The sequence below is a fragment of the Algoriphagus sp. oki45 genome (genome assembly GCF_036245605.1).
GTDB lineage: Bacteria > Bacteroidota > Bacteroidia > Cytophagales > Cyclobacteriaceae > Algoriphagus.
The window spans coordinates 206,944-227,945 of sequence record NZ_BTPC01000002.1; the positions used below are offsets into that span (position 1 = coordinate 206,944).

General features: G+C 41.7%; 21 protein-coding genes. 8 read left to right on the forward strand and 13 right to left on the reverse strand.

Features of this window, described 5'->3' with window-relative positions; genetic code table 11:
* Window positions 1-308: 308 nt before the first annotated feature.
* From AAA942_RS10410 to AAA942_RS10440, 7 genes are all read right to left on the reverse strand, one after another.
* A complete protein-coding gene (locus tag AAA942_RS10410) occupies window positions 309-1,076 on the reverse strand; it encodes a DUF4262 domain-containing protein (protein ID WP_338220206.1) in 768 nt (255 codons plus the stop codon).
* Between the two features lie 288 nt (window positions 1,077-1,364).
* On the reverse strand, window positions 1,365-1,736 hold the full coding sequence (locus tag AAA942_RS10415) for a TIR domain-containing protein (protein ID WP_338220207.1): 372 nt from the start codon (window positions 1,734-1,736) through the stop codon (window positions 1,365-1,367).
* Between the two features lie 18 nt (window positions 1,737-1,754).
* Complete coding sequence (locus tag AAA942_RS10420) at window positions 1,755-2,726, reverse strand: caspase family protein (RefSeq protein ID WP_338220208.1); 972 nt, start codon at window positions 2,724-2,726, stop codon at window positions 1,755-1,757.
* 1 nt (window position 2,727) lies between these two features.
* A complete protein-coding gene (locus tag AAA942_RS10425) occupies window positions 2,728-3,192 on the reverse strand; it encodes a TIR domain-containing protein (protein WP_338220209.1) in 465 nt (154 codons plus the stop codon).
* Window positions 3,193-3,214: 22 nt separating this feature from the next.
* Window positions 3,215-5,527 carry an N-6 DNA methylase gene (locus AAA942_RS10430; RefSeq protein WP_338220210.1) on the reverse strand — a complete coding sequence of 771 codons (2,313 nt, stop codon included), beginning with the start codon at window positions 5,525-5,527 and terminating at the stop codon, window positions 3,215-3,217.
* Window positions 5,528-7,900, reverse strand: coding sequence for an EcoAI/FtnUII family type I restriction enzme subunit R (gene hsdR, locus AAA942_RS10435; protein ID WP_338220211.1), 2,373 nt, complete (start codon window positions 7,898-7,900; stop codon window positions 5,528-5,530).
* Between the two features lie 594 nt (window positions 7,901-8,494).
* Window positions 8,495-9,604 carry a Fic family protein gene (locus AAA942_RS10440; protein ID WP_338220212.1) on the reverse strand — a complete coding sequence of 370 codons (1,110 nt, stop codon included), beginning with the start codon at window positions 9,602-9,604 and terminating at the stop codon, window positions 8,495-8,497.
* Between the two features lie 207 nt (window positions 9,605-9,811).
* On the opposite strand from AAA942_RS10440, the gene AAA942_RS10445 reads away from it, so the two are divergent.
* From AAA942_RS10445 to AAA942_RS10465, 5 genes are all read left to right on the forward strand, one after another.
* Window positions 9,812-10,936: a glycosyltransferase family 4 protein gene (locus AAA942_RS10445; protein ID WP_338220213.1), complete on the forward strand. Its 1,125-nt coding sequence runs from the start codon at window positions 9,812-9,814 to the stop codon at window positions 10,934-10,936.
* Between the two features lie 3 nt (window positions 10,937-10,939).
* The gene (locus AAA942_RS10450; protein WP_338220214.1) at window positions 10,940-11,836 is read left to right on the forward strand and encodes a class I SAM-dependent methyltransferase; all 897 of its coding nucleotides are present in this window, start codon (window positions 10,940-10,942) and stop codon (window positions 11,834-11,836) included.
* The gene (locus AAA942_RS10455) at window positions 11,829-12,989 is read left to right on the forward strand and encodes a glycosyltransferase family 4 protein (RefSeq protein WP_338220215.1); all 1,161 of its coding nucleotides are present in this window, start codon (window positions 11,829-11,831) and stop codon (window positions 12,987-12,989) included. The genes AAA942_RS10450 and AAA942_RS10455 overlap by 8 nt, the downstream gene beginning before the upstream one ends.
* A complete protein-coding gene (locus AAA942_RS10460) occupies window positions 12,965-14,092 on the forward strand; it encodes a glycosyltransferase (protein WP_338220216.1) in 1,128 nt (375 codons plus the stop codon). Before AAA942_RS10455 ends, AAA942_RS10460 begins: the two co-directional genes overlap by 25 nt.
* A gap of 224 nt (window positions 14,093-14,316) precedes the next feature.
* Window positions 14,317-14,730, forward strand: a complete 414-nt coding sequence (locus tag AAA942_RS10465; protein ID WP_338220217.1) for an OsmC family protein — start codon at window positions 14,317-14,319, stop codon at window positions 14,728-14,730.
* Window positions 14,731-14,782: 52 nt separating this feature from the next.
* On the opposite strand, the gene AAA942_RS10470 is transcribed toward AAA942_RS10465, so the two are convergent.
* The 6 genes from AAA942_RS10470 to AAA942_RS10495 form a co-directional block, all read right to left on the reverse strand.
* Entirely contained in the window at window positions 14,783-15,166 is a 384-nt protein-coding gene (locus AAA942_RS10470; protein WP_338220218.1) for a hypothetical protein, read from the reverse strand.
* A gap of 162 nt (window positions 15,167-15,328) precedes the next feature.
* Window positions 15,329-16,237 carry a 23S rRNA (adenine(1618)-N(6))-methyltransferase RlmF gene (gene rlmF, locus AAA942_RS10475; protein ID WP_338220219.1) on the reverse strand — a complete coding sequence of 303 codons (909 nt, stop codon included), beginning with the start codon at window positions 16,235-16,237 and terminating at the stop codon, window positions 15,329-15,331.
* An 8-nt stretch (window positions 16,238-16,245) separates the two neighbouring features.
* The gene (locus AAA942_RS10480; protein WP_111391512.1) at window positions 16,246-16,596 is read right to left on the reverse strand and encodes a helix-turn-helix domain-containing protein; all 351 of its coding nucleotides are present in this window, start codon (window positions 16,594-16,596) and stop codon (window positions 16,246-16,248) included.
* A 2-nt stretch (window positions 16,597-16,598) separates the two neighbouring features.
* Complete coding sequence (locus tag AAA942_RS10485) at window positions 16,599-16,892, reverse strand: type II toxin-antitoxin system HigB family toxin (protein ID WP_338220220.1); 294 nt, start codon at window positions 16,890-16,892, stop codon at window positions 16,599-16,601.
* A 43-nt stretch (window positions 16,893-16,935) separates the two neighbouring features.
* On the reverse strand, window positions 16,936-17,667 hold the full coding sequence (locus AAA942_RS10490) for an SIMPL domain-containing protein (RefSeq protein WP_338220221.1): 732 nt from the start codon (window positions 17,665-17,667) through the stop codon (window positions 16,936-16,938).
* A gap of 107 nt (window positions 17,668-17,774) precedes the next feature.
* Entirely contained in the window at window positions 17,775-19,244 is a 1,470-nt protein-coding gene (locus AAA942_RS10495; protein ID WP_338220222.1) for a M14 family zinc carboxypeptidase, read from the reverse strand.
* A gap of 90 nt (window positions 19,245-19,334) precedes the next feature.
* Here AAA942_RS10495 and AAA942_RS10500 point away from each other — a divergent pair, with 90 nt between their 5' ends.
* The 3 genes from AAA942_RS10500 (at window position 19,335) to AAA942_RS10510 (ending at window position 20,963) form a co-directional block, all read left to right on the forward strand.
* Window positions 19,335-20,345: a dipeptide epimerase gene (locus AAA942_RS10500; protein WP_338220223.1), complete on the forward strand. Its 1,011-nt coding sequence runs from the start codon at window positions 19,335-19,337 to the stop codon at window positions 20,343-20,345.
* 155 nt (window positions 20,346-20,500) lie between these two features.
* The gene (locus tag AAA942_RS10505; RefSeq protein WP_338220224.1) at window positions 20,501-20,674 is read left to right on the forward strand and encodes an addiction module protein; all 174 of its coding nucleotides are present in this window, start codon (window positions 20,501-20,503) and stop codon (window positions 20,672-20,674) included.
* Window positions 20,664-20,963: a type II toxin-antitoxin system RelE/ParE family toxin gene (locus AAA942_RS10510; protein ID WP_338220225.1), complete on the forward strand. Its 300-nt coding sequence runs from the start codon at window positions 20,664-20,666 to the stop codon at window positions 20,961-20,963. The genes AAA942_RS10505 and AAA942_RS10510 overlap by 11 nt, the downstream gene beginning before the upstream one ends.
* The last annotated feature ends 39 nt before the right edge of the window (window positions 20,964-21,002 follow it).

The following is a 21,002-nucleotide window of genomic DNA, read 5'->3' on the forward strand; positions in this document are numbered from 1 at the left end:
TTCCTGATTTTTGTCGGCAGCCTGCCCGCCTCAGGAGGGGCGAAGCTATGCCAACCCGTTGGTCAGGCAGGCCCATGACACAAAGAAGCCCTTCCAAAACAAGTCTGGAGGGGCTGCAAAACTTATAATTGAGAGGCTATTGGAACTTACTCAACAACTCTAAGAGGACTTTTTGAGCTATCTAACCCTACAAATCCAACTGAAATTCCGACTCAATCCCCATAGGCACCTCACCGGTTTCGTGCAACAGCGCTTTCATTGTTCGTGCTACGCACGCAACGAAAGCTTAGTTGTTATGGGCTGCCGTTCTATTCTTCGTCATCAGTTTCAAGTTTGTGTCTTGTCCATTGTCCACCAATAAAATCTCTCTCGGCCTCTTCTCCATATTCAAGGTCAAACAATTGGTTTAATGTTTTGTCCTGTTTAATTAGTTCTTCCAACGCAACTATTCTTATATCTTCAGGTAGTTGGTCTCCTGTCAAAAATTGCCAGTCACCGTCAATGTCGTGAACCACTCTTAAAATTGGTTTCTTCTCGTCAATCCATTGTCGGGTTGTGAATGTTGTCAAGTTTTTAGGTTCGTAAAATTTAAAGTCTGCGTTCCTGTCAAGAAGTGGTTGCTTATACAAATATTTTTCTTCAAAACTTTCTTCCCAAGGAAGTTTGTCATTGCGGTCTGTCCAAACAACTTGCAATGCGTCAAAACCCTTGTCTCCATAGTAGTTTAAGGCTGCACCAAAATAATCGTCTATGTTTCTTTTGTCAACTTTTATAAATGCTGCTCTGCTGTCCTTGAATATTTCAGTAGAAATTTTCTCGGCTTCAAATTTCTCTCCGTTTTTAATCAATTCAGCAATGTCGTTTATGATTGCGTGTCCGAGGTCATTAGAAAGTCCGAAACATATAATTTCTGGATGATTATAAGTCTCTGTCAAACCAATACTGTAAGCAAACGAAGGGCAATAACTTGTCGAACTAACCATAATAACTTGAAGTCCAAATTTGTCAATATTTAATTTGGTGTTATGCAGTAAGTCGTCCTTGTCTATGCAATTATGTTCGTTTTCTCCTGTCATTTTGTTTTATCTGTTACGTGTCGTTTTACGGTTGCCCATAACGGTCTCGTGTATGAGCAGTAGCGGATTTTAAGCCACTAAACTGTCTGATAGCACCGACCTTTGATTTATAGTTTTATGTTTCAAATTAGCACTGAACCCGCTATTGCTTATACACAATGTTGTATGCCCGTGCTTTTTCATTTTCTTTTCTGTCAGCGTTGGGGCAGCCATACTCTTTGGCAAGTTTTGGCTTGTGCGGCTGCTCTGAGCGACTTGCCAATGTGTATGGATGCGTAGGGTTGGGAATTAAAGTGAATCAATAAATTCTTTGATATTATCCCAAGTCCAAACTCTTGTGTAAACTCCTTCCAAGTTTGTTCTGTCATCAGAATAAGCCCAAATACCTCTAACTTTTTTTCCTTCTTCTCTGGCACATTGAATTTCCCATTTCTGACCGCTTGAAGTCAATGAATTTTTGCTGACCAAGGCAATTACTCCATCAGAGCGTTTAATCCTTGTTCTTACACGTTCTTTCCATTCTTTGTCATAGGGTTGTTTTACCGACATGTCAATGTATTCGAATGGTGATTTAGTGTTTAAAGATTGACCTTTTAATAGGTCTCTTTGTTTCTCGTCTTCAATTGCAAATGCAATAAAAACTACTTTTTTATCTGCCATGATATTTTAATTTAAGGTTTAAATTCTTTTGTCTTTTACAAGTCGCCAATAATGATAACCCAATGCTGTAAGTCGGCAAGTTTTTGAATGCATTGCTGCGAAATACATATGTTGTTCATCAACTGGAACAACTAATCCAACACTTGCTAGCTTTTGTAAATCTTTGAAGACAGAAACATTTTTCTCATTCGCATAAGGTTCTGTAAACTCATGTTCGATAGCCGGGTCATTTGTGAACTCAAATGATGGGTCAAGCTGAAACTGTTCTTCAGGTGATGTAAAGTATTGATTTAATCTTCTAAGAATTTCAGGCGAAACTTGGGGTGAAACTGTTCTTAATGATGTAAAGCGAGTGATGTTCGTTTTAAATACTGGTCTTTGATCCCATGGACCCAAAGCTTGGTCAATGTAGGAGTAAATACTGCCTGGCGTAATATGTCCTCTCAAATCTGCTGCTCCACCTTGCAATGCATCCAGCAAAAGATTCGTAAAAACACCGTGTCCATTAACTTCCATAGAAGGTTCGTCTTCCTTACTCGCTGTTAGAATTGAGACGCCTTCTCCGATTTGAGCGTTTTGATTACCACCTAATTTCGGTGTGCCAAATGCTCCTGAATGGCAACAGTCAAGTATGATTACACGGTTTTTGGATTTTGATTCATTTGCAATGTTCAAAATTTCATCCATTGAAATTCCCTCATCATTTGCTTTGAAGTCAGGAGTAACGATTATTCCTCCTCCAGTATCATCAAAAAAGCCATGACCAGAGAAATAGAATAGAGCCGTTTCACAATCTCCAGCGAACAGTTCTTTGATGTGTCCTTTTAATTCTCCTTTTGTTGGAACATCAGTTAGTATTCGAACATCAAAATTTGGAGAGCCATCTCCATTGGTTTCCAAGGTATTTCCAAAAGCAGAAGCATCATTGATGCAGCCAAATAATTCAGCTTTCGGGTAGTTGTTGATACCGACAACAAGTGCTTTTCTCATATTATATCTTTTTAATGACCTTGGCTAAATTGTCCCAAGACCAAGTGATTACTTTTTTCCCTTTGAGCTCTGGTGGAATTGCACCTTGGTCATTCTTCTTTATGTGCATTCCGATAACAGGTATTCCTTCTTCTCTGGCACATTTGATTTCCCAACGTGCACCGCTTGAATGCCAAGTGTTTTTACTTAGCAGAACAATCATTCCATCACAAGATTTTATTTTGGTTCTGCATTTTTGCTTCCACACTTTTTCATTCCAAGGTTGTTTAACTGACATATCAACAAAAGTGAATGGCGACCTTTCATTTTTTGCCTGAGAAACTAAAAAGTCTCTGTATTGCTCATCCTCAATAGCAAAGCTGATAAAGATGCGTTTCTTTATTTCCTTGCCTGTGTCTTCCTCATCCTCAAAAAGAGCTTTCAGAAGTAAGGCAACTGCTCCAGCACCAAGAATTACTGGCCACATACTCGATTTGTTATTTGTCTTTTCATGCATTAACTATTTCCTTTTTACTCTCAAATGCCTCTTTCAATACTGACTGCATTAATCTTTGAGAATACTTTTCTCCTTTACTTATTTCAGTTTCTAAAACTTTGCATTTTTCCATCAGCGAGGAAACCTTTTTAATAATAAACCGCTGTTCTTTAAGAGGTGGTAGTGCGAAAACAAAGTTTTTCAAATAGGTTTGACTTATATTCGGCTGTGACATTCCCCAAGATTCTGAAATCATTTTTGGTCTATTAGCCATTAAAAAATCAAATAGATATTCAGTTTCTATGAATTGATTTTCGTAAAACCCACAAACAGCTTGATTAGTGGTTGCTTCTCGCTCTAGTATTGCCAATTTACCCGCAGTTGCACCATACATAGCAATTAATAAGGTGCCTGTTGGGAATAAAGTAGCTGACGATTCCTTTAAGCCTAAATCTGTTATCATTTCTTCAGAATCCTTAGATAAAAAAGAATCATTCAACTCACCCGATTTATACCAAGTAATGTCTCCAAACCAATATTTAGAATTATTTCGATTTGGAGTTCCACCGGATGTGGTTTGAAAAACTTCTCCTAGTCGACACCATGCCCAACCACTTGGTAAATCAAATAGGAGTTCCTTTTTTTCTATTGGTGGAAGTGGTTTAGATTTTCTAATCTTTTTCTCCTTCTCAAGTTTGGCTTTTTCGACTTCAATTTCTTTTAGTAAATCAATTGCTGATTCATCAATTGAGTTTTCGTTACGCCAACTTTCACTCAATCTACCTTGAATGGCTTCTTGTAAGATTGCAAGCTTTAGGAGTTTAACTGCTTCTTTCGATTTGAATAAATATGAATAGTCTGATAATATATTATTCAGAATGGGGTTCTGATGTAGTTGTAAATCTCCTGAAATTTCAACTAAGGTTTTTTGGAACTGTTTTTCTGAAGAATTGAATTTTTCATAATGAATAGACGGGTCGCCTAAATCTGTTGATTCATTGAACGGGTTTTTGATATCTAAATCAAATTCTTTCAAATCCTTGATGTTTACTTTCCAAGCTTGATCATTTTCTTCACGATTATTCCACCATTTAATAATTGGGTCAAATTCATCAAATTGAATGGGTTTTGTTTTGGAATAGCTTTTTTGTCCTTCGGGCAATTTGTGTTCGTAGTACCAAATTTCTTCAGTTGGACTTCCTTTTTCAAAAAACAACAAGTTCGTACTTACTGCAGCAGGAAAAAAAGTGCTTTGTGGCATTCTAATAATTGTATGCAGGTTAGTATCAGACAAAAGTTTTTCACGGATTCGGGATTTTACGCCATCCCCAGTGATTGAGCCATCAGGTAAAACAATTGCACAACGTCCGTTTGGTTTAAGCAATTGAAGCATTAAAATCACAAATAAATCGGCAGATTCCTTACAACGATAGGTTGCAGGAAAGTTGGTTTCCACTCCGTCAGCTATACTCGCTCCAAAAGGTGGATTGGCAAGAATTACATCAACTTGGTCTTTTTTACCAATGCTGTTATACTCTTTCTTTAAACTGTCAATGTAGTGATAGTCAGGCACGTCCATTTCATGTAAAATCAAGTTTGTCAAGCCCAAAACATAAGCCACAGGTTTTAATTCCCAACCTGTAATGCTGTTTTGTAAAATGTGCTCGTCATCAACTGTTTTTACAAAATGCTCTCGAACATGGTCAATGGCAGCCGTCAAGAAACCACCCGTTCCAGCAGCAGGGTCAAGCACTTTTTCACCCAATTTTGGATTGGTCATTTGGGTCATCAATTGCGTTACGGCTCTAGGCGTGTAGTATTCGCCTTTGTTTCCTGCATCACGCAATTCCTGTAAAATGCTTTCGTAGATGTTTCCGAAAATGTGTTTGTCTTCCGAGTTATTGAAGTCAATCTCATTGAGCTTGTTGATGACTTTCCGCATTTCATAGCCCGACTTCATGTAGTTGTTTGAGCCTTCAAACACTTCACGAACAATCGCAGCACGTTTGGGATGATTAGGAACATTCAATTCTCTTAGAGAAGCGAAAAGTCCTTTGTTGCTTTGTGCGTTGCTGTCAATAAACTCAAGTAATTCATCACCAGTCATTCCCTCTGGGTCTGATGCCCAATTTCTCCATTGAAATTTTTCAGGAATTACAGAAACATAATTGTCTTTGATAATTTCTAATTCCTGGTCTTTGTCGTCAATTATTTTTAGGAATAGCATCCAACCCAACTGCTCCAATCTTTGTGCATCACCAGAGATTCCTCTGTCTTGACGCATGATGTTGCGGATGCTACTTACTACTGCTCCTACGTTTGCCATTTATGCCGTTTTGTATAATTCGTTTTCTAATTCTTTTAATGCTTTGATGTATTCTGCCTTACTGCCAAAAGCTTTGATAAGTTCTAAAGGTGTTCCCAATTTGTTGAGAGGGTCGAGCTTCAAAACTTCTGTGCTTTCAATGGTTACCAACCCATCATCTGAGTATTTGTCCAATAGAGCATTGATTACCGCTTGGGCTTTGTCTCCGTATTTTGTGAAGTAGTTACGCTTCTTCACATTTTCTGCCCGTTCTTTTCTAGTCAACGGTTTTGCCTCAAAAGCCACATGACAAATCAAATCGAAAGGGTCAAAGTCTTTTCCGACTTCTTCTTTGAGCGGTTCAAAGAAAATGCCTTGGTCTTCCAATTCTTCAATGATTGCTTTCTTCTGTTCAGAAGAATTCCAGCGATTCAGGAAATCGTCAAGGCTTTTGAATTTCTCGCCAACGCTTTTCTTGGTATAGTCCCGTATGCTTTCGGTTATGATTTTACCGTCTGCACCCAAATATTGAACTCGTTCATTAACCACTTTAACCTGAACGCCATCAACCCGAATTTTTACTCTCGGTTCTTCAACAATATCTCCTCCGCCTTCAATTTCTGGATATTCAGGAAATTCAATTTTTTCTCCATCTACAATGTCAGTGATTACTTCTTCGGTGGTTTCGTTTTCAGTTCCTGTGAGGTCGTCATTTTCGCCCACTTGCTTTATCATTACAGGATCACCGTCAAAATCAGGGTCGGCAAAATGATTGGTAACGTTTCTAAAATCAATGATTGTGAAATAGGTCTTGCCATATTCTTCATTGATTCTTGTTCCTCTACCAATAATCTGTTTGAATTCAGTTGAAGAACCAATATTGCTATCGAGAACAATCAATTTGCATGTTTGAGCATCAACGCCAGTAGTCATCAATTTTGAAGTGGTGGCAATCACTGGGTATTTTTCAGAAGGATTAATGAAGCTGTCTAACTCACGTTTTCCTTCTTCATTGTCGCCTGTAATTTGCATAACGTACTTACTGTTTTTGACAACTTCATCCGAATTGGCGTTAGCCAATGCAGTTCGCATGCCTTCGGCATGCTCAATGTCAATACAGAAAACTATCGTCTTTGCAAAGCGGTCATTTCCTTTTAGAAATTCTGTGATTTTATCTGCAACCAATTTTCTTCTTTCTTCTACAATGATGTTTCGGTCAAAGTCTGTTCGGTTGTAGATTCTGTCTTCTACTGGATTTCCGTCTTTGTCCAAATATCCTTTTGGTGGTCGCCAACCTTCTGCATCAATATCCAAAGTGATTTTAACCACTTTGTAAGGTGCAAGGAAACCGTCATCAATTCCTTGTTTCAAAGAATAGGTGTAAATCGGGTCTCCGAAATATTCAATGTTTGAAACTTCTGTTGTTTCCTTTGGTGTAGCTGTTAAACCAATATGAGTAGCCTTGTTAAAGTAGGCAAGTATTTCACGCCATTTGCTGTCTTCTTTTGCACTTCCTCTGTGGCACTCGTCAATGATTACCAAGTCGAAAAAGTCAGGACTAAATTGTTTGTATGCGTCTTCAGATTTGCTGTCGGACAAACCCTGATACAAAGCCAAATAAATATTGTATGCAGTATCTATTTGCTTATGCTTAATAATTGTCATTGCATCTTTGAAATGCCTGAAATCACCTCTTGCGGTTTGGTCAATTAAAGCGGTACGGTCAGCAAGAAAGAGGATTCTTTTCTTGGCTCCACTTTTCCAAAGTCTGTAAATGATTTGAAAAGCAGTATATGTTTTACCCGTTCCAGTCGCCATGACCAAAAGAATTCGGTCTTGCTTTTTTGCAACTGCCTCAACAGTTCTGTTTATCGCAATTTGCTGGTAATATCTTGGTGACCTACCAGAATCATCTTGAAAATATTCTTGTGAGGCAATTTCTTCAACGTCATTGCTTTCAATGCCTTTGTATTGTTTGTATTTCTCCCAAAGTGTTTCAGGACTTGGAAATTCATCCAATGAAAGTTCTTTTTCTATTTGTCCGTCCGTTGCGGTCTTGTCATGGAAGTAGAAACCGTCTCCATTGCTACTGAAAACGCAAGGAATGTCAAGCGTATTTGCATATCCAAGTGCTTGTTGGATTCCTCCTTTTACAGAGTGTTTGTTGTCCTTTGCCTCAATGATGGCAATTGGCACATTCGGTTTGTAGAAAAGAATGTAGTCAGCAAATTTTCTTTTTCCTCTTGCGGTCAGTTTTCCCTTCACGTAGATACGTCCATCCGTGAAATATATCTCACGTCCAAGCTGAGTCAGTTCGTCCCAACCTGCATTCAGTATCGCAGGCGTGATAAACTTTGCTTTTATGTCCGATTCTGATAAGTCCTTTTTATTCATTCACTTTAATTTCTTGTCGAGCGTTGGCAAAAAAACAGCTCTTTTGGTTTTTTAAGCGTTGGCTTTGGTGTCGGCAAAAACCAAATGTGCTGTTTGTGCGGTGGCTCTTTTTTCAGCATGGCATACAACATCCCTATAAACGCCATTCCTCCCGATTAATTTCGTGTATTTCCATTATGGGCGAAGGGGTTTTTCTTTTCAATAGGGCTAATTTTGATTGATTTCATTAATTAAGCGCTTCTTCGCCTGAATTCCCAGGTTAAAAGTCATATTTCCTACTTGCCCCGTTTTATTGCCTCCTCAAGGATTTCAGCCATGGTCTTGGTGGAAAGACCGCTTTTTTCTCCTTTGATCAATTCGCTCTTGCTGGGATATTCATTTTCTTCAATTTTCTGTTTGAGCCATCGATCATTTGGCTCAGTTACTGTAATCCTTTGAGCCCTATGATTGTGTAGTAATAGTATAAATATACACCGATTGTTGAGCCATTTTTGTTGGTTTATGAATTTAAGGTTTTTCAGAAATTCCATTTTTCAAAAAAGGCTTTTTCGGCCCAGGATAAGCGTGTAGTTGCATATTTTAACTCCCTTCCATTCATTCTTTAGCAATCAAGTCTTCCAAATTCAAAAAATAACGGGTTCCTTTCAACTCCCCTGTTTTTCGAAAAGCTCCCAAATCAACCAAGGCTATCAGATCTCTTGTCGCCGTAGCTCTACTGGTTTTTGTGATACTCAGATAGTTACTCAAGCTAAGCCCGCCTTGAAACCCATCAGGCCCTTCTTTGAATATTCGCTCACAAACTTTCTTTTGACGTTCATTCATGACCTGCTGAAACTTGTCATAAAATCTGGTTTTGGCTAGGATAAAGCTTGCTAGATTCAAACTCCGTTGGATTGCCAACAGGATGGTTTCTGAGAAAAATTCCAACCAATCCGTGATTTCCATTGATTTATTGTTCCTTTCCAAAGCCTCGTAGTATTGTCTTTTATACTTCTCTACGGTATAAGAAAGAGCGATCAAACTAGGCTGTCCTAGTCTCTCAGAAAGTATTTTCTCAGCAATTGCACGACCGATTCGACCATTTCCATCTTCAAATGGGTGGATGCAAACAAAATACAGATGTGCAATCCCTGCCTGAACTACCGGATGGAGCTTTCTAGACTCGGTATTGTACCATTCTAAAAATCGCTCCATTTCCGAATAAACTCGATCAGAAGGAGGTCCTTCAAAGTGGACCCGCTCTTTTCCCAAAGGACCTGATACGACCTGCATCGATTCGGGACTCGTTCTATACCGGCCAATATCATCCAAATCCCTTCTTCCATTGGTCAGCATTCGATGCCAGCTGAATAACTTGTCGTGGTTTAGGGGTACCTGCGAAGATTGGTATAAGTCCACCATCATCTCGGCTATTCCATATTCGGCAGCACTGGGTCTCCGGGAAGTCGCTTTCAGTCCAAATTGTTTCTGAATAGAGGACTGAACGCTTTCTCGATTAAAATATTCCCCCTCGATTTCAGAGGTTTTTAAGGCCTCATCGGTAATTATTTCAAGTCTCAAATTTTGGTTACTCTCCTTTGAAATTAATTGGCTTACACCCAATAGTTTTCCAGAATGAAAATAAAAGTCATTCAGTTTGGACTCAACTGATTCTAAATTATAGGTGAATTTTGGCCATTTTTTTGATTCCCAATTCCAAGTCATGAGGTATAAATTTACTTTTATACCTCATAAATATAGAAAAAATGAGTTATATTCATCAGGTTATAACTCACCCTGATCAAAAATCACCTTCCTGATCCTTTACCCACCCAAACTGGAAAATTGCCGGGATGATATTTTTATTCCTAACTTTAAGCATTACCCGATCCGTTTTTTCGGAAGCTTTATCCATTCAAAACAGCCCGCCTTTTGAAAGTCCTCCTCGATCTTCAATACCTCAACGTCGCCAGCACCGGGATCAAAACCTATATGGTGGAACTGGCAAAAGCGGCAAGGAAATACCCCCATCCGGAGATTGAGTGGATTTTTACCCACGAACCCGACAAACAGGCGGAGGATCAGACTTACAAAGACCTCACATCCAAAATTCAAAAGCTGAACTATCACTTGGATTATTTCCGGTGGAAAGAATTTCAGCTGCCGGATATGGTGAAAAAATACAAACCGGATGTTTTGATATGTCCGGACTTTGTCTCACCCGCAGCCTCCCTTCCCTGCCGAAGAATGACCGTGATCCACGATGCTTTCTTCTGGCAAATGCCCGAAAACTACCCCAAATGGTGGCGAAAATACTTCCTCAACCTGATCAAAAAAGGCCTAAAAGAGGATACTACACTCATCACGACTACCCGATATTCCAAAACCTCCCTTTTGGAACATTTGGGAGATTCCCTCCCCATCGAAGTGATCTATCAGGCTCCCAAGGGGATGACAGCGGCCTTGGATCAAAAGTTTCAGGGAAAATTAGGTTTGAACATCCAGGATTATTTTCTCCACATCGGAACCTTCGATAAGCGAAAGAATCTGCCTCTTCTGGTGGAGTCCTATGCAGCCTATCTTAAAAAAACCCAATCTCCCAAAAAACTCGTCCTGGCCGGTGGACCCGGACAGAGTAAACAGATGAATGACTTTCCGGTAGTTCAAAAATTGGTGGAAAAGCTACAGCTTCAAGATCAGGTCCTGATTCCGGGATACCTTACCGACGGTCAGGTCAAATCCTTGTACAACGGGGCTTTCGCCTATATTTTTCCTTCCCAAAATGAAGGATTTGGCATTCCCATCCTCGAGTCTATGGGCTTTGGTGTGCCGGTAATCCACTCAGACCAGCCTGCTCTTCTCGAAGTGGCTCATGGTGCAGGACTTTCTTTTCAAACCGGAAATTCGGAAGATTTGACCGAAAAAATGATACTTTTGGAGACTGAAAATGACTTGAGAGAACAGCTTATCCATCTAGGGAAAGCCCGCTCCAAGGACTTTTCTTCCAAAAAATTTATCGAGGCTTTTTACGAGCTTATTTTGAAACCCGCTCCTTGATCCATGCGGCAAGTATCCTGTCCGGTCTGTCACACTGCCCCTACTTTTTCTCCAGCTCCTCATTTTCTTTGCGATTGTCCCCGATGTGGGATTCAGTGGACCTTCATTCCGGAGGATCTTCAATGGGAGGAATTGTACCGGGATGAGATCTATGCCGTGGTGGATAACCGAGCCTCCATTTTTGAAAAAATCATCTTCTCCGAAGCCCGAAAAGTGCTCCGCAAGGCATCCAAGCTAGTTCCTGAGAGAAAAAAACTTTTGGACTTTGGTTCGGGAAAAGGACAATTCCTGAAAGTAGCCAAAGACTTGGGCTGGAAGGGTATGGGGATAGAGACAGAGCCTGAGAGAGCCCGATTTGCTCAGGAAAACTATGGAGTCCAAGTTTTGACTTCCCTTTATTCTCAAGGAAAAATCGAATCCGGAAACTTTGATTTGATCACACTCAACCATGTACTTGAGCACCTTCCTGAGCCCATGAGTCTTTTGAAGGAGTTGGTTCAGCAAAACCTGGCGGTAGACGGAATTCTTTACTTGGAAGTTCCCAGAGCTGATTCATGGCAGGCAAAAATTGGTAGAGCAAATTGGATGCATTGGGATATTCCCAAGCATTTGACTCATTGGAATTTCAAAAGCCTTGAAAAAGAACTCCAAAAAATAGGGGTTTCTCCCATCGGTCAGCGGGGTTTTTCCGTACATCTCGGCATCTTGGGGATGCTTCAGGCACTGATGAGCAGATTTGGATTTCGGGAAAACCTCATCTATCGGCTCAAACGTAAAAAAACACTTGGCTTAATCTTGGGAATTGGGTTGCTTTTACCTTTTGCTACAGGCTTGGAAGCCCTTTCTGTTCTTTTTGGAAAATCCGGAATTTTGGGAATTTATGGGAAAAAGAATGGCTAAAACCCGACATATCCTTTTTTTGCAAAGCAGCTCTGAGGGCTATGGGTCAGGAAAAATCATCCTTCAAGTCCTCCGCTTTTACCAAAATCAGGGACTAGCTCCAGTCGTGGTCCTCACCAATGAAGGTCCGATTCAGTCCGACTTGCAGGCAATGGATATTCCTGTTTATGTCCAAAACCTGGGGATTCTGAGGAGAAAGTACGTGAATCCGGGAGGCATTTTTAACCGGGTCCAAAAGAATCTGAAAGCCTATCGCTTCCTGAACCAGCTTCACCGGAAATATTCCTTTGAACTGGTTTATTCCAATACCTTGGCGGTGGTCATAGGCTCCATTTGGGCCAAGCGAAATCATCTTCCCCACATTTGGCATATCCACGAGATCCTTCCGGGCCCCGCACCTTTGGTCAAGCTTTTGGCCAAAATGCTGGACAGCAGCACCCCTCACCCCATCGCAGTCTCCCAGGCCGTTGCCGATCATTGGCAGACAGAGCTCCAAAAAGCACAAGTGCAGGTAATCCCCAACGGAATTCCCTATGACGCATTTTTGGAAGCAGAAGGATCATTAAAATCTGAACTGAAGCTTAGTCCGGACACCCAATTGATCGGAATGATCGGTCGCATCAACCCGGGAAAAGGACAGCTCTTCTTCTTGGAAATGGCTGAAAAGGTGGCCAAAAAATATCCCAAAGCCCATTTCGTATTAGTCGGGGACCCTTTTCCTGGCTATGAATCCATTTTGGAAGAAATCCAAAAAGAGATTAGAAACAAGAAGTTAGCGTCTAGAGTCAGCTATTTAGGCTTTCGAAAAGATATCCCCGAGGTGATGGCATCCTTGGATATCTTTGTCCTGCCATCGGTCCTTCCTGATTCTTTCCCAACAGTGATTTTGGAAGCCATGGCTGCCGGGAAGCCTGTAATTGCAACAAAATCAGGGGGAGCCTCCGAGATGGTTTTGGAAGGGGAAACCGGATTCCTGATTCCAATCCATGATGTAAGTGCTGGAACTGAGGCTATTTCCCAATTGATTGACAACCCCTCGCTTAGAAAAACCCTGGGAGAGTCCGGGAGAAAAAGAGTCTTAGAGTCCTTCAGCCTGGAGTCCTTCGAACAAAAAATCATCAAGCACCTATGGCAGCACCTGAAAAGAAACTGAAAGTAGCCATCATGGGTGCCAAAGGCTATCCCTACGTATACGGGGGATACGATACGATGATCAAAGAACTTGGAGAGCGCTTGGTACAAAAGGGAGTGCACGTCCGAGTGTACAATCACCGGGCCTTATTCAAGGAAAGACCAAGATTTGTCAATGGCATAGAATGCATCTATACACCAGCAATCGAGTCCAAAAGTCTGACCCAATTGACCCATACCTTTTTCTCGATGCTTCACGCCTGCTTTTCGGATGTGGATGTGATTTTTGTAGTGAATTCGGGTAATGGTCCTTTTGGAATTATTTCCAGAATCTTCCGGAAACCCACCGCTATCAATGTGGATGGACTGGAATGGCTCAGGCCGAAATGGAAAGGCTTTGGCGCTAAGTATTTTTTCTGGGCTTCAAAAATGGCGACTAAATTCTATGATCAACTCATCAATGATTCGGATGAGATGCGGCGGGTGTATCTGGAGCTTTTCCAAAAAGACTCCCAAGTCATTGCCTATGGAGCAAATCCAAGAGAACATGTGGGGCCCGAACCACTGGAAAAATGGAATCTGGAGAGCAGAGGCTATTTTTTGATTGTAGGCAGGCTCGTGCCGGACAACAATGCGGATTTGATTATCGAAGGGTTTTTGAAGTCAAATTCAGAGAGAAAACTGGTGATCGTAGGAGATGTGCCATTTTCAGATCCTTGGGCCAATCGGCTGAAAAACATTCAGGATCCGAGGTTGCTATTTACGGGTTATGTGACCGATCCAGAGGAGTTGGCATCCTTGTATTCTCATTGTTTTGCCTATTTCCATGGACATGAGTATGGAGGCACGAATCCGGCCATGTTGAAAGCCTTGGGCTATGCCTGTGCGATTTTGGCTTTGGATACGCCTTTCAATCAAGAAATGCTACAAAACGGCAAACATGGATGGTATTTTGAGAAAAATGTCGAAGCGGTGAAAAAAGTGGTGGAAAAAGCAGAGGAAGAGGAGGAACAAATGGACCATCTTCGAAATTCGGCAAGGTCTGGACTGACTCAAAAATACAATTGGGATTATGTGACAAAACAGTACCTGGAGGTGTTCCTCAGGCTGAAAAAAAAAGCATAGCTATTCCACAAGAGTTTAAAATGGATTTCTCACAGATTCCACAGAATCTCACAGATAAAAAGATCTGTGGACATCAGTGAATTCTGTGAGAAAATTTTCCTTTCTATTCGAATGAAATAAACTCTCCGATTTTAAAATATCCTCGAAAAATTAATCTCAAGAAACTTTAACCTCTAAAATTTCCTTTACTCTGTATCTTTTCACCATAAAAACTCTTTAATCCCATGATCAGAAAAGCAACCGCCGTTTGGAAAGGAAGTGGCAAAGAAGGCTCCGGCCACTTGACCACCGACAGTACAGTTCTTAAGGATACTCAATATTCTTTCAACACCCGATTTGAAGACGGAGTAGGCACCAATCCAGAGGAATTGATCGCAGCAGCCCATGCAGGCTGTTTTGCCATGAAGCTCAGTTTCAACCTCAGCGGGGTCAACTTCCCTCCACAATCCCTGGAAGTCACCTCAAAAATTACTTTTGAGGAGGGTACTTTGAAAAAATCCCACTTGGTCCTCAAGGCCCAGGTAGATGGAATCTCCGAAGAGGAATTTGCCAAGCAAGTCAAAGATGCTGAGGAAAATTGCCCGATATCCAAAGCCTTAAACATGGAAATCAGCTCCGAATACACGCTGAATGGCTAATCAGAGGAAGTAGAAAAAAGGTCTGGAATTCTGAATTTCAGGCCTTTTTCATTTAAAACCTCCACTTGATCCCCAAGCCGGGGACCGGCGGAGAACTGGCAGAGGTCATTGGGTGATTACCTAAAGGAACAAATCCTACCTGCGCCTCCAGTGCTCTCGCAGCTTTAAAATTTTTATTGGCTGAAATTATGGTCACCGTTCCCAAGGCCGCCAAAACTACACTTGCCCCAAAAAGGGCCCCGTAGCTATCCAAATCTGCATTGCCTGTGGACATGTAGGAAACGAAGCCAATCGTGGCAGCAAAAGCCACCAAACTGACCACAAGCTCTCCGTTACCACTTTTTCTGTACTCCTTCGCTGTCTTTGGAGCAGATTCCTGAGCCAACAATCCAAAACTCAGCAAAACCAGCAAGCTGATCATTCCTATCTTTTTCATAATCATCTAAATTTTGTTGACCAAAAATTAAGATGGATTAAGTTTACGACCCCTGGCCATTTGGCTAATTCAAGAATGACTTTTGGTAAAAATCAATAGCTGGAAAGAGGTATAAGTGGTTTTATCTCAGAAAAACCTAAAAGTCCAAAATAGACTTGGAAATCAACTAAATGAATTAAAAGTCCAAGCCACAAATCGGCTTTTTTTATTCCCTTGAGCCATTTCTATGATTTTCTGCTCCGCTACCCTGACCTTTTCGAGCTGATTTTGGATGGGTTTGAGATTTTCGGATTTTGATACCAGGGTAGTAAACCAGCAGACCTGATTTTTGAATTGCACACTTTCTTGGATCATTTTTAGGACGAAGGCCAGTTCTCCACCCTCAGTCCAAAGTTCGGAGGCTTGTCCCCCAAAGTTCAATTCAGCCTTGGCAACCGGTTTTCCAGTCAGATTTCGGACTTTCCGCTGACTGCCTTCCTGAGCGGCTTTAGCCGATTCGTGAAAAGGAGGATTGCAAAGCGTAAGGTCAAAGAACTCCCCGGGTTGAATGATTGTGGAAAAAATTTTGGAAGGATCAGGCTGAAGCCTTAGCTCAATTTTACCCTGAAGCTGAGGGTTCTTCGCCAAGATTTGTTTGGCGGATTCGACGGCTTTGGGATTCAATTCTGAGCCCACAAAACTCCAATCATAAATTGCATTCCCAAGAATAGGATAGATCAAATTAGCGCCTGTACCGATATCCAGAACTTTGAATTTGGTCCCTTTTGGGCTTTTCTCCGCATTATTTTGCGCCAGCAAATCAGCCAAATGATGAATGTAATCTGCTCGGCCGGGAATGGGCGGGCAAAGAAATCCATCGGGAATATCCCAAAAGCCCACTTGGTAAAAATGCTTCAAAAGCGCCCTATTCAGAGATTTGACAGCTTTTGGATTGGCAAAATCCAAAGTCAGGTTTCCATAATCATTGGTGAAAAGAAAGGCTTTGAGCTCAGGAAGGGTAGCCGAAAGGGCTTCGAGGTCGTAGCGTCCTTGGTGCAGATTGCGGGGATGAAGTATGTTTTCAATTTTCACGATTACCCTCAATATTCCTGAACCAATACATCCGTGGGAATATTCAGATTGACATGAAGTTTCCGGATCATGTCCAAAGTAAGCTTACGCTTTCGGTTCAGAATTTCGCTTACCCGGCTTTTGTATCCGATCAAATCGGCCAAATCCTTGGGTTTCATCTGGAGCTGTTCCATTCTGAACTTGATGGCTTCGATAGGATCAGGGAGATCAATCGGGAAATGGTCTTTTTCATACTTGTCGATCAGAATCAACAGCAACTCCAATTCGTCACCTTCAGGTGTGCCTTTTTTGGAATCAAAGAGCTCCTCAGCCCGCTGAAGGGCAATTTTATATTCTTCCTCGGTATGAATCGGTTTCATGGTTAGATGATATTGGCGTTGATTTTATCGTATTCAGCATGCGTTCCTATAAATCTTATCCAGCCAGTCTGATAGTCTAGGTTGAACTTGACGATCAACCGATAATGATTCCCTTTGATATTAAATACCACACGATTGTCCTTCAGAATACTGGCAGAGGGATAATCTACTTTAAGCTCATTATAAGTTCTCCAACTTCCCAACTCGAATTCACGAAACCATGACTTGAGAGCCTGTTCAGAATCAGGATGTCGTTCCCAAAACTCTCGAAGGGTACTTTTGGCAATGATTCTCATTCTGAAAAAGTAAAGGTAAACAAAAAGTTCCCAAAACGGTAACTCAATCCACTTCAAACACCAACTTCATCGTGATCGATGCAGTTTTGTTTTTGGAAGAAGTGTTGAAAGCTCCTCCCCAAGAATAGTCTTCTCCTGAGTTTTGCCCGGTAATCTGGAATACACCCATATTGGCAGTGATCAGGTCGCCTAACTTGGCTTTGGAGTTTTCTGCAATCCGCTCGGCGCGGATTCTTCCATCTTCAGTGGCTTTGGCAACCATTTCCAGCTTGAGCGATTCCAATTGGGTATAGTAGTACCGTGGAGATTGAGAATAGAAGGTAATCCCCTGATTGAGCAATTCGGTCACTTCGCGGCTGATTTTCTCCACTTTTTCCACTTCTTTGGATTCGATGACCAAAGTCTGACTCAGTTGATAGCCTGTAAAGGTCTGACCCAAATAGCGTCCGTCGTTGGAATAATTCTGCTCGTAAAGGGGATTGGTGGAGACGGCATTGAATACGAGCTGATCTTCGGGAATTCCTTTGGATTTTAGGTATTGGGTGACGGCATTTCGGTCTTTTTCCAGACTGGAATAGGCCGACTGAAGGTCCCTGCTTTCCCGGGTGAAATTTCCCTCCCAAACAATCAAGTCTGATGTAAAATTCTGCTCTCCCAAACCCGTGACATTGACCGTGCCTTGAGGACGGTTTCTATTGATTACGGCATTTCCCAAGACAAAAGCGGCTATGATTATAGCAATTGCAAAGACGATGGCGGAGGTGTTGTTTTTCATTTTTCCCAGATTTTGCTGTGATCAATATACTGAAATTTGACAAGGATATAAATGCAAAAAACCCGCCTAATCGACGGGTTTTCAAAGCCTTTTACCAGAATTAACAATTATAAGATTCGATTCTTGAAAAGCTGGGGTTTTGGGTTTTCCAGGTCAATCAAATATCCATTTATCACAGCATAGTTCAGCTTTCCCTCTTTTCCCAAAAAGAAATTGGGTGCCAAACTTGTCGTCCATCCTCCGGAAAGTTTCTCCGTTGATTTCAATACTTGGATAGGCAAGCCGTGAAGTTCTCTAGCCGAGCCATTATCAACTTTTACAGCCATAAATCCCTGCCGAAGCAATTCTAGGGCTTTCTCTTCTGAAAGATCGTTTATCGATCCAAAGGCAGTAGGGTATACTTTCCCTTCTACATACTCCAATCCAGTAGCGTCTATTTCCTCAAACCCAAAATACACCTGCATGTCTCCCAAGTCATCAATGGATCCAGAAACGAAATAGGAGCCATTGGCCTCAGACTCTCTTCTTCTGATCACCAAGTCTATCGGATATTTTTTGCCATTTACCTCCACAAGCATCTCATTGATCTTCAGGTCTACCAACTGAAGCCCATTGTCAGGAATGGAAAAATACTGCTCCGTAGTGTATTGCTCGTAGCCTCTTGTGGCAATTTGATGCAGCGCATTCAGAATGATGACGAAGTTGATTTTGCGAATGACCTGCTTCTCCGGGTCATCAGGATAGCCCCCGGACTCAATGAGAATGGTGCTGGTCCCCCATTTTTGAATATTGTCCCCAAAGGCTCTCGGTTCGAAGGCATCATCGTATTTGCCCACTCCTCCGGGAATTATCTGCTGAAGCAGTTCGTTCATGCCCGAAATGGTCTTCATTGCTCTTTCCCTTACCTCATTGATTTCGGTTTCGTAATTGTAGGCTGGTGCCAAAAGCGAAATAGTGGCCTGCTTCGGCGTATTGACCACATTGTAATAGATCTGCTGGTCATGAAGATTAAATCCGAATTCGGGTTCGAAATCATCCCTAGCCGACTTCAAAATCACGGCCTCGGGCGAAATCTGAGAAATGGCATCCCGGTTGAGATCAATGTCGAGTGAGTTTCTACGCTTGAACGCGTCAGCTCCATCCGGATTGATCATGGGGATAAACTTCAGATTCAATTCAGCATTGAAAAGTGCTCTCAATTCATCAAAACCGTCATTTTTCCCTTCAAGGAAATTAAACAGATCGAAAAGGGCCATCGTAGCCGTGCTTTCATTGCCGTGCATTTGGGACCAAAGCATCACTTTGGTTTTTCCTTCTCCCCATTTCATAGAAGAGATACTTTTACCTTCAATAGATTCTCCCAATTGCTCCACTTGGAATGCTCCCGAGTGCTTTTGGATCAAAGGCTGAAGATCGGCATGCTTAAATCGCCGATGGGTGATTGCAGGCTCCTTATATTGCTCAAAAGCGGCCTCCATTTTCTCTAGAGGAATTCGCTCATAAGAGATTTGAGAGAAAACCGTCAGAGATATGCTCATCAAAAAGAGTGTGGACAAAAAGGATCTTAAATTCTTCATAAATGGGAGTTTTTCTTTCTTTTAGGATTAAAACTAGGCATTCGGGAGAAATAAATTGGTTTATTTTTGCCCAAACTCAAAAATCCCACCATGAAGTTAAGCTACCAAGTTTTTGACCTACCACTAAAGCACACATTTACCATCGCCCATCAAAGTCGAGACGTGCAGGATACCTTGATTGTCAAGCTTGAGGGAGAGGGATTTTATGGACTGGGAGAATCCACCACCAATCCATTTTACGGGATGACTATCGAAAACATGAGTGCCTGCCTGGAAGAAGCAAGACCTCTGGTAGAGGGTGGAAAATGGACAACACCCGAAGAGCTTTGGGCGCTGGGCAAAGCGATTTTTGAGGAGAATCCCTTCGCCCAATGCGCATTGGATTTGGCAGCATGGGATTGGTTTGCTAAAAAGCAGGGGAAAAAACTGTACGAATACCTCCGCCTTGATCCTAAAAATATCCCCTTGACCAATTTCACTATCGGCATAGATACCGTGGAAAAAATGGTCGCCAAAATGAAAGAGGTGGATTGGCCGATTTACAAAATCAAGCTAGGCACAGATCGAGATTTGGAGATCGTAAAAGAACTTCGAAAGCATACAAATGCGGTTTTTCGCATCGATGCCAACTGTGCTTGGACTGCCGAGCAAGCCATCCGCTATTCGGAAAAATTGGCCCGACTCGGCGTGGAATTTATGGAGCAACCACTGGGTAAAGACGATCTGGAAGGAATGAAAGAAGTCTTCAAACACTCCAAACTACCGGTGATGGCTGACGAAAGCTGCATCGTGGAGAGTGATGTCAAAAAATGCCATGGGCTATTCCATGCCATCAATGTAAAACTTGTCAAAGCAGGTGGTATCACGCCGGGATTGCGAATGATCCATGAAGCCAAATCACTCGGCATGAAAACGATGGTAGGCTGTATGACAGAATCCTCCGTCGGAATCACCGCCATTGCCCACATTGCTCCGCTTCTGGACTATGTGGATATGGATGGGGCGATGCTCCTGGCCAAAGACCCGGCAAGAGGCGTGGTGATTACTCCTGAAAAAGTGACCTTTCCAGTTGGTCCCGGGATTGGGGCGGAGTTGGTTTGAAGGCCTTGAAATAAAGTTTGTCCTTGGAATTGTATTTTTAGAAACTTTTAAAAGTCTGATATTCGTTAAATTATAATAAAATTTGAACAATGGACGCGGCGGCACTCAAACTGGATCTAATAAAATGGCTCACCCAACTTCAGGACGAAGGGGTATTGAAAAAAATCAATGCGCTAAAAGAAGCCGATGAAAAAGAATTTGGATTATCGGCTGATCAAATCGAGGAACTTGAAAGAAGGCTAGAAAAATATCATCGTGGTGAGATGGAATTTTTTTCTTGGGATTCGGTCAAAGAACGAATAAAGGCCACTGAAAAAAATGAAGGTTAAAGTTCAGCTTTCCAAAGAAGCTGAAAAGGATGTGCTTGAATCATTCAGATGGTATGAAAGCGAAAAAAAGGGTCTAGGGGATGAATTTTTAAAGAGTTTAGATTTTTCACTTAATGTGATTGGAGAAAATCCAATTGCCTATTCTTTTAGATACAAAAAGCTGGTTAGGGCATATCCCATGAACCGATTCCCGTTTCTGATTTTATACCTGGTAAAAGAAGGATTCGTGGATGTTGTCTCGGTCTTTCATACGAGTCAAAATCCAAAAGCCTGGAAAAAAAGAATCTAAACCAAAAGCCCCGAATTGATTCAATTCAGGGCTTTTTTC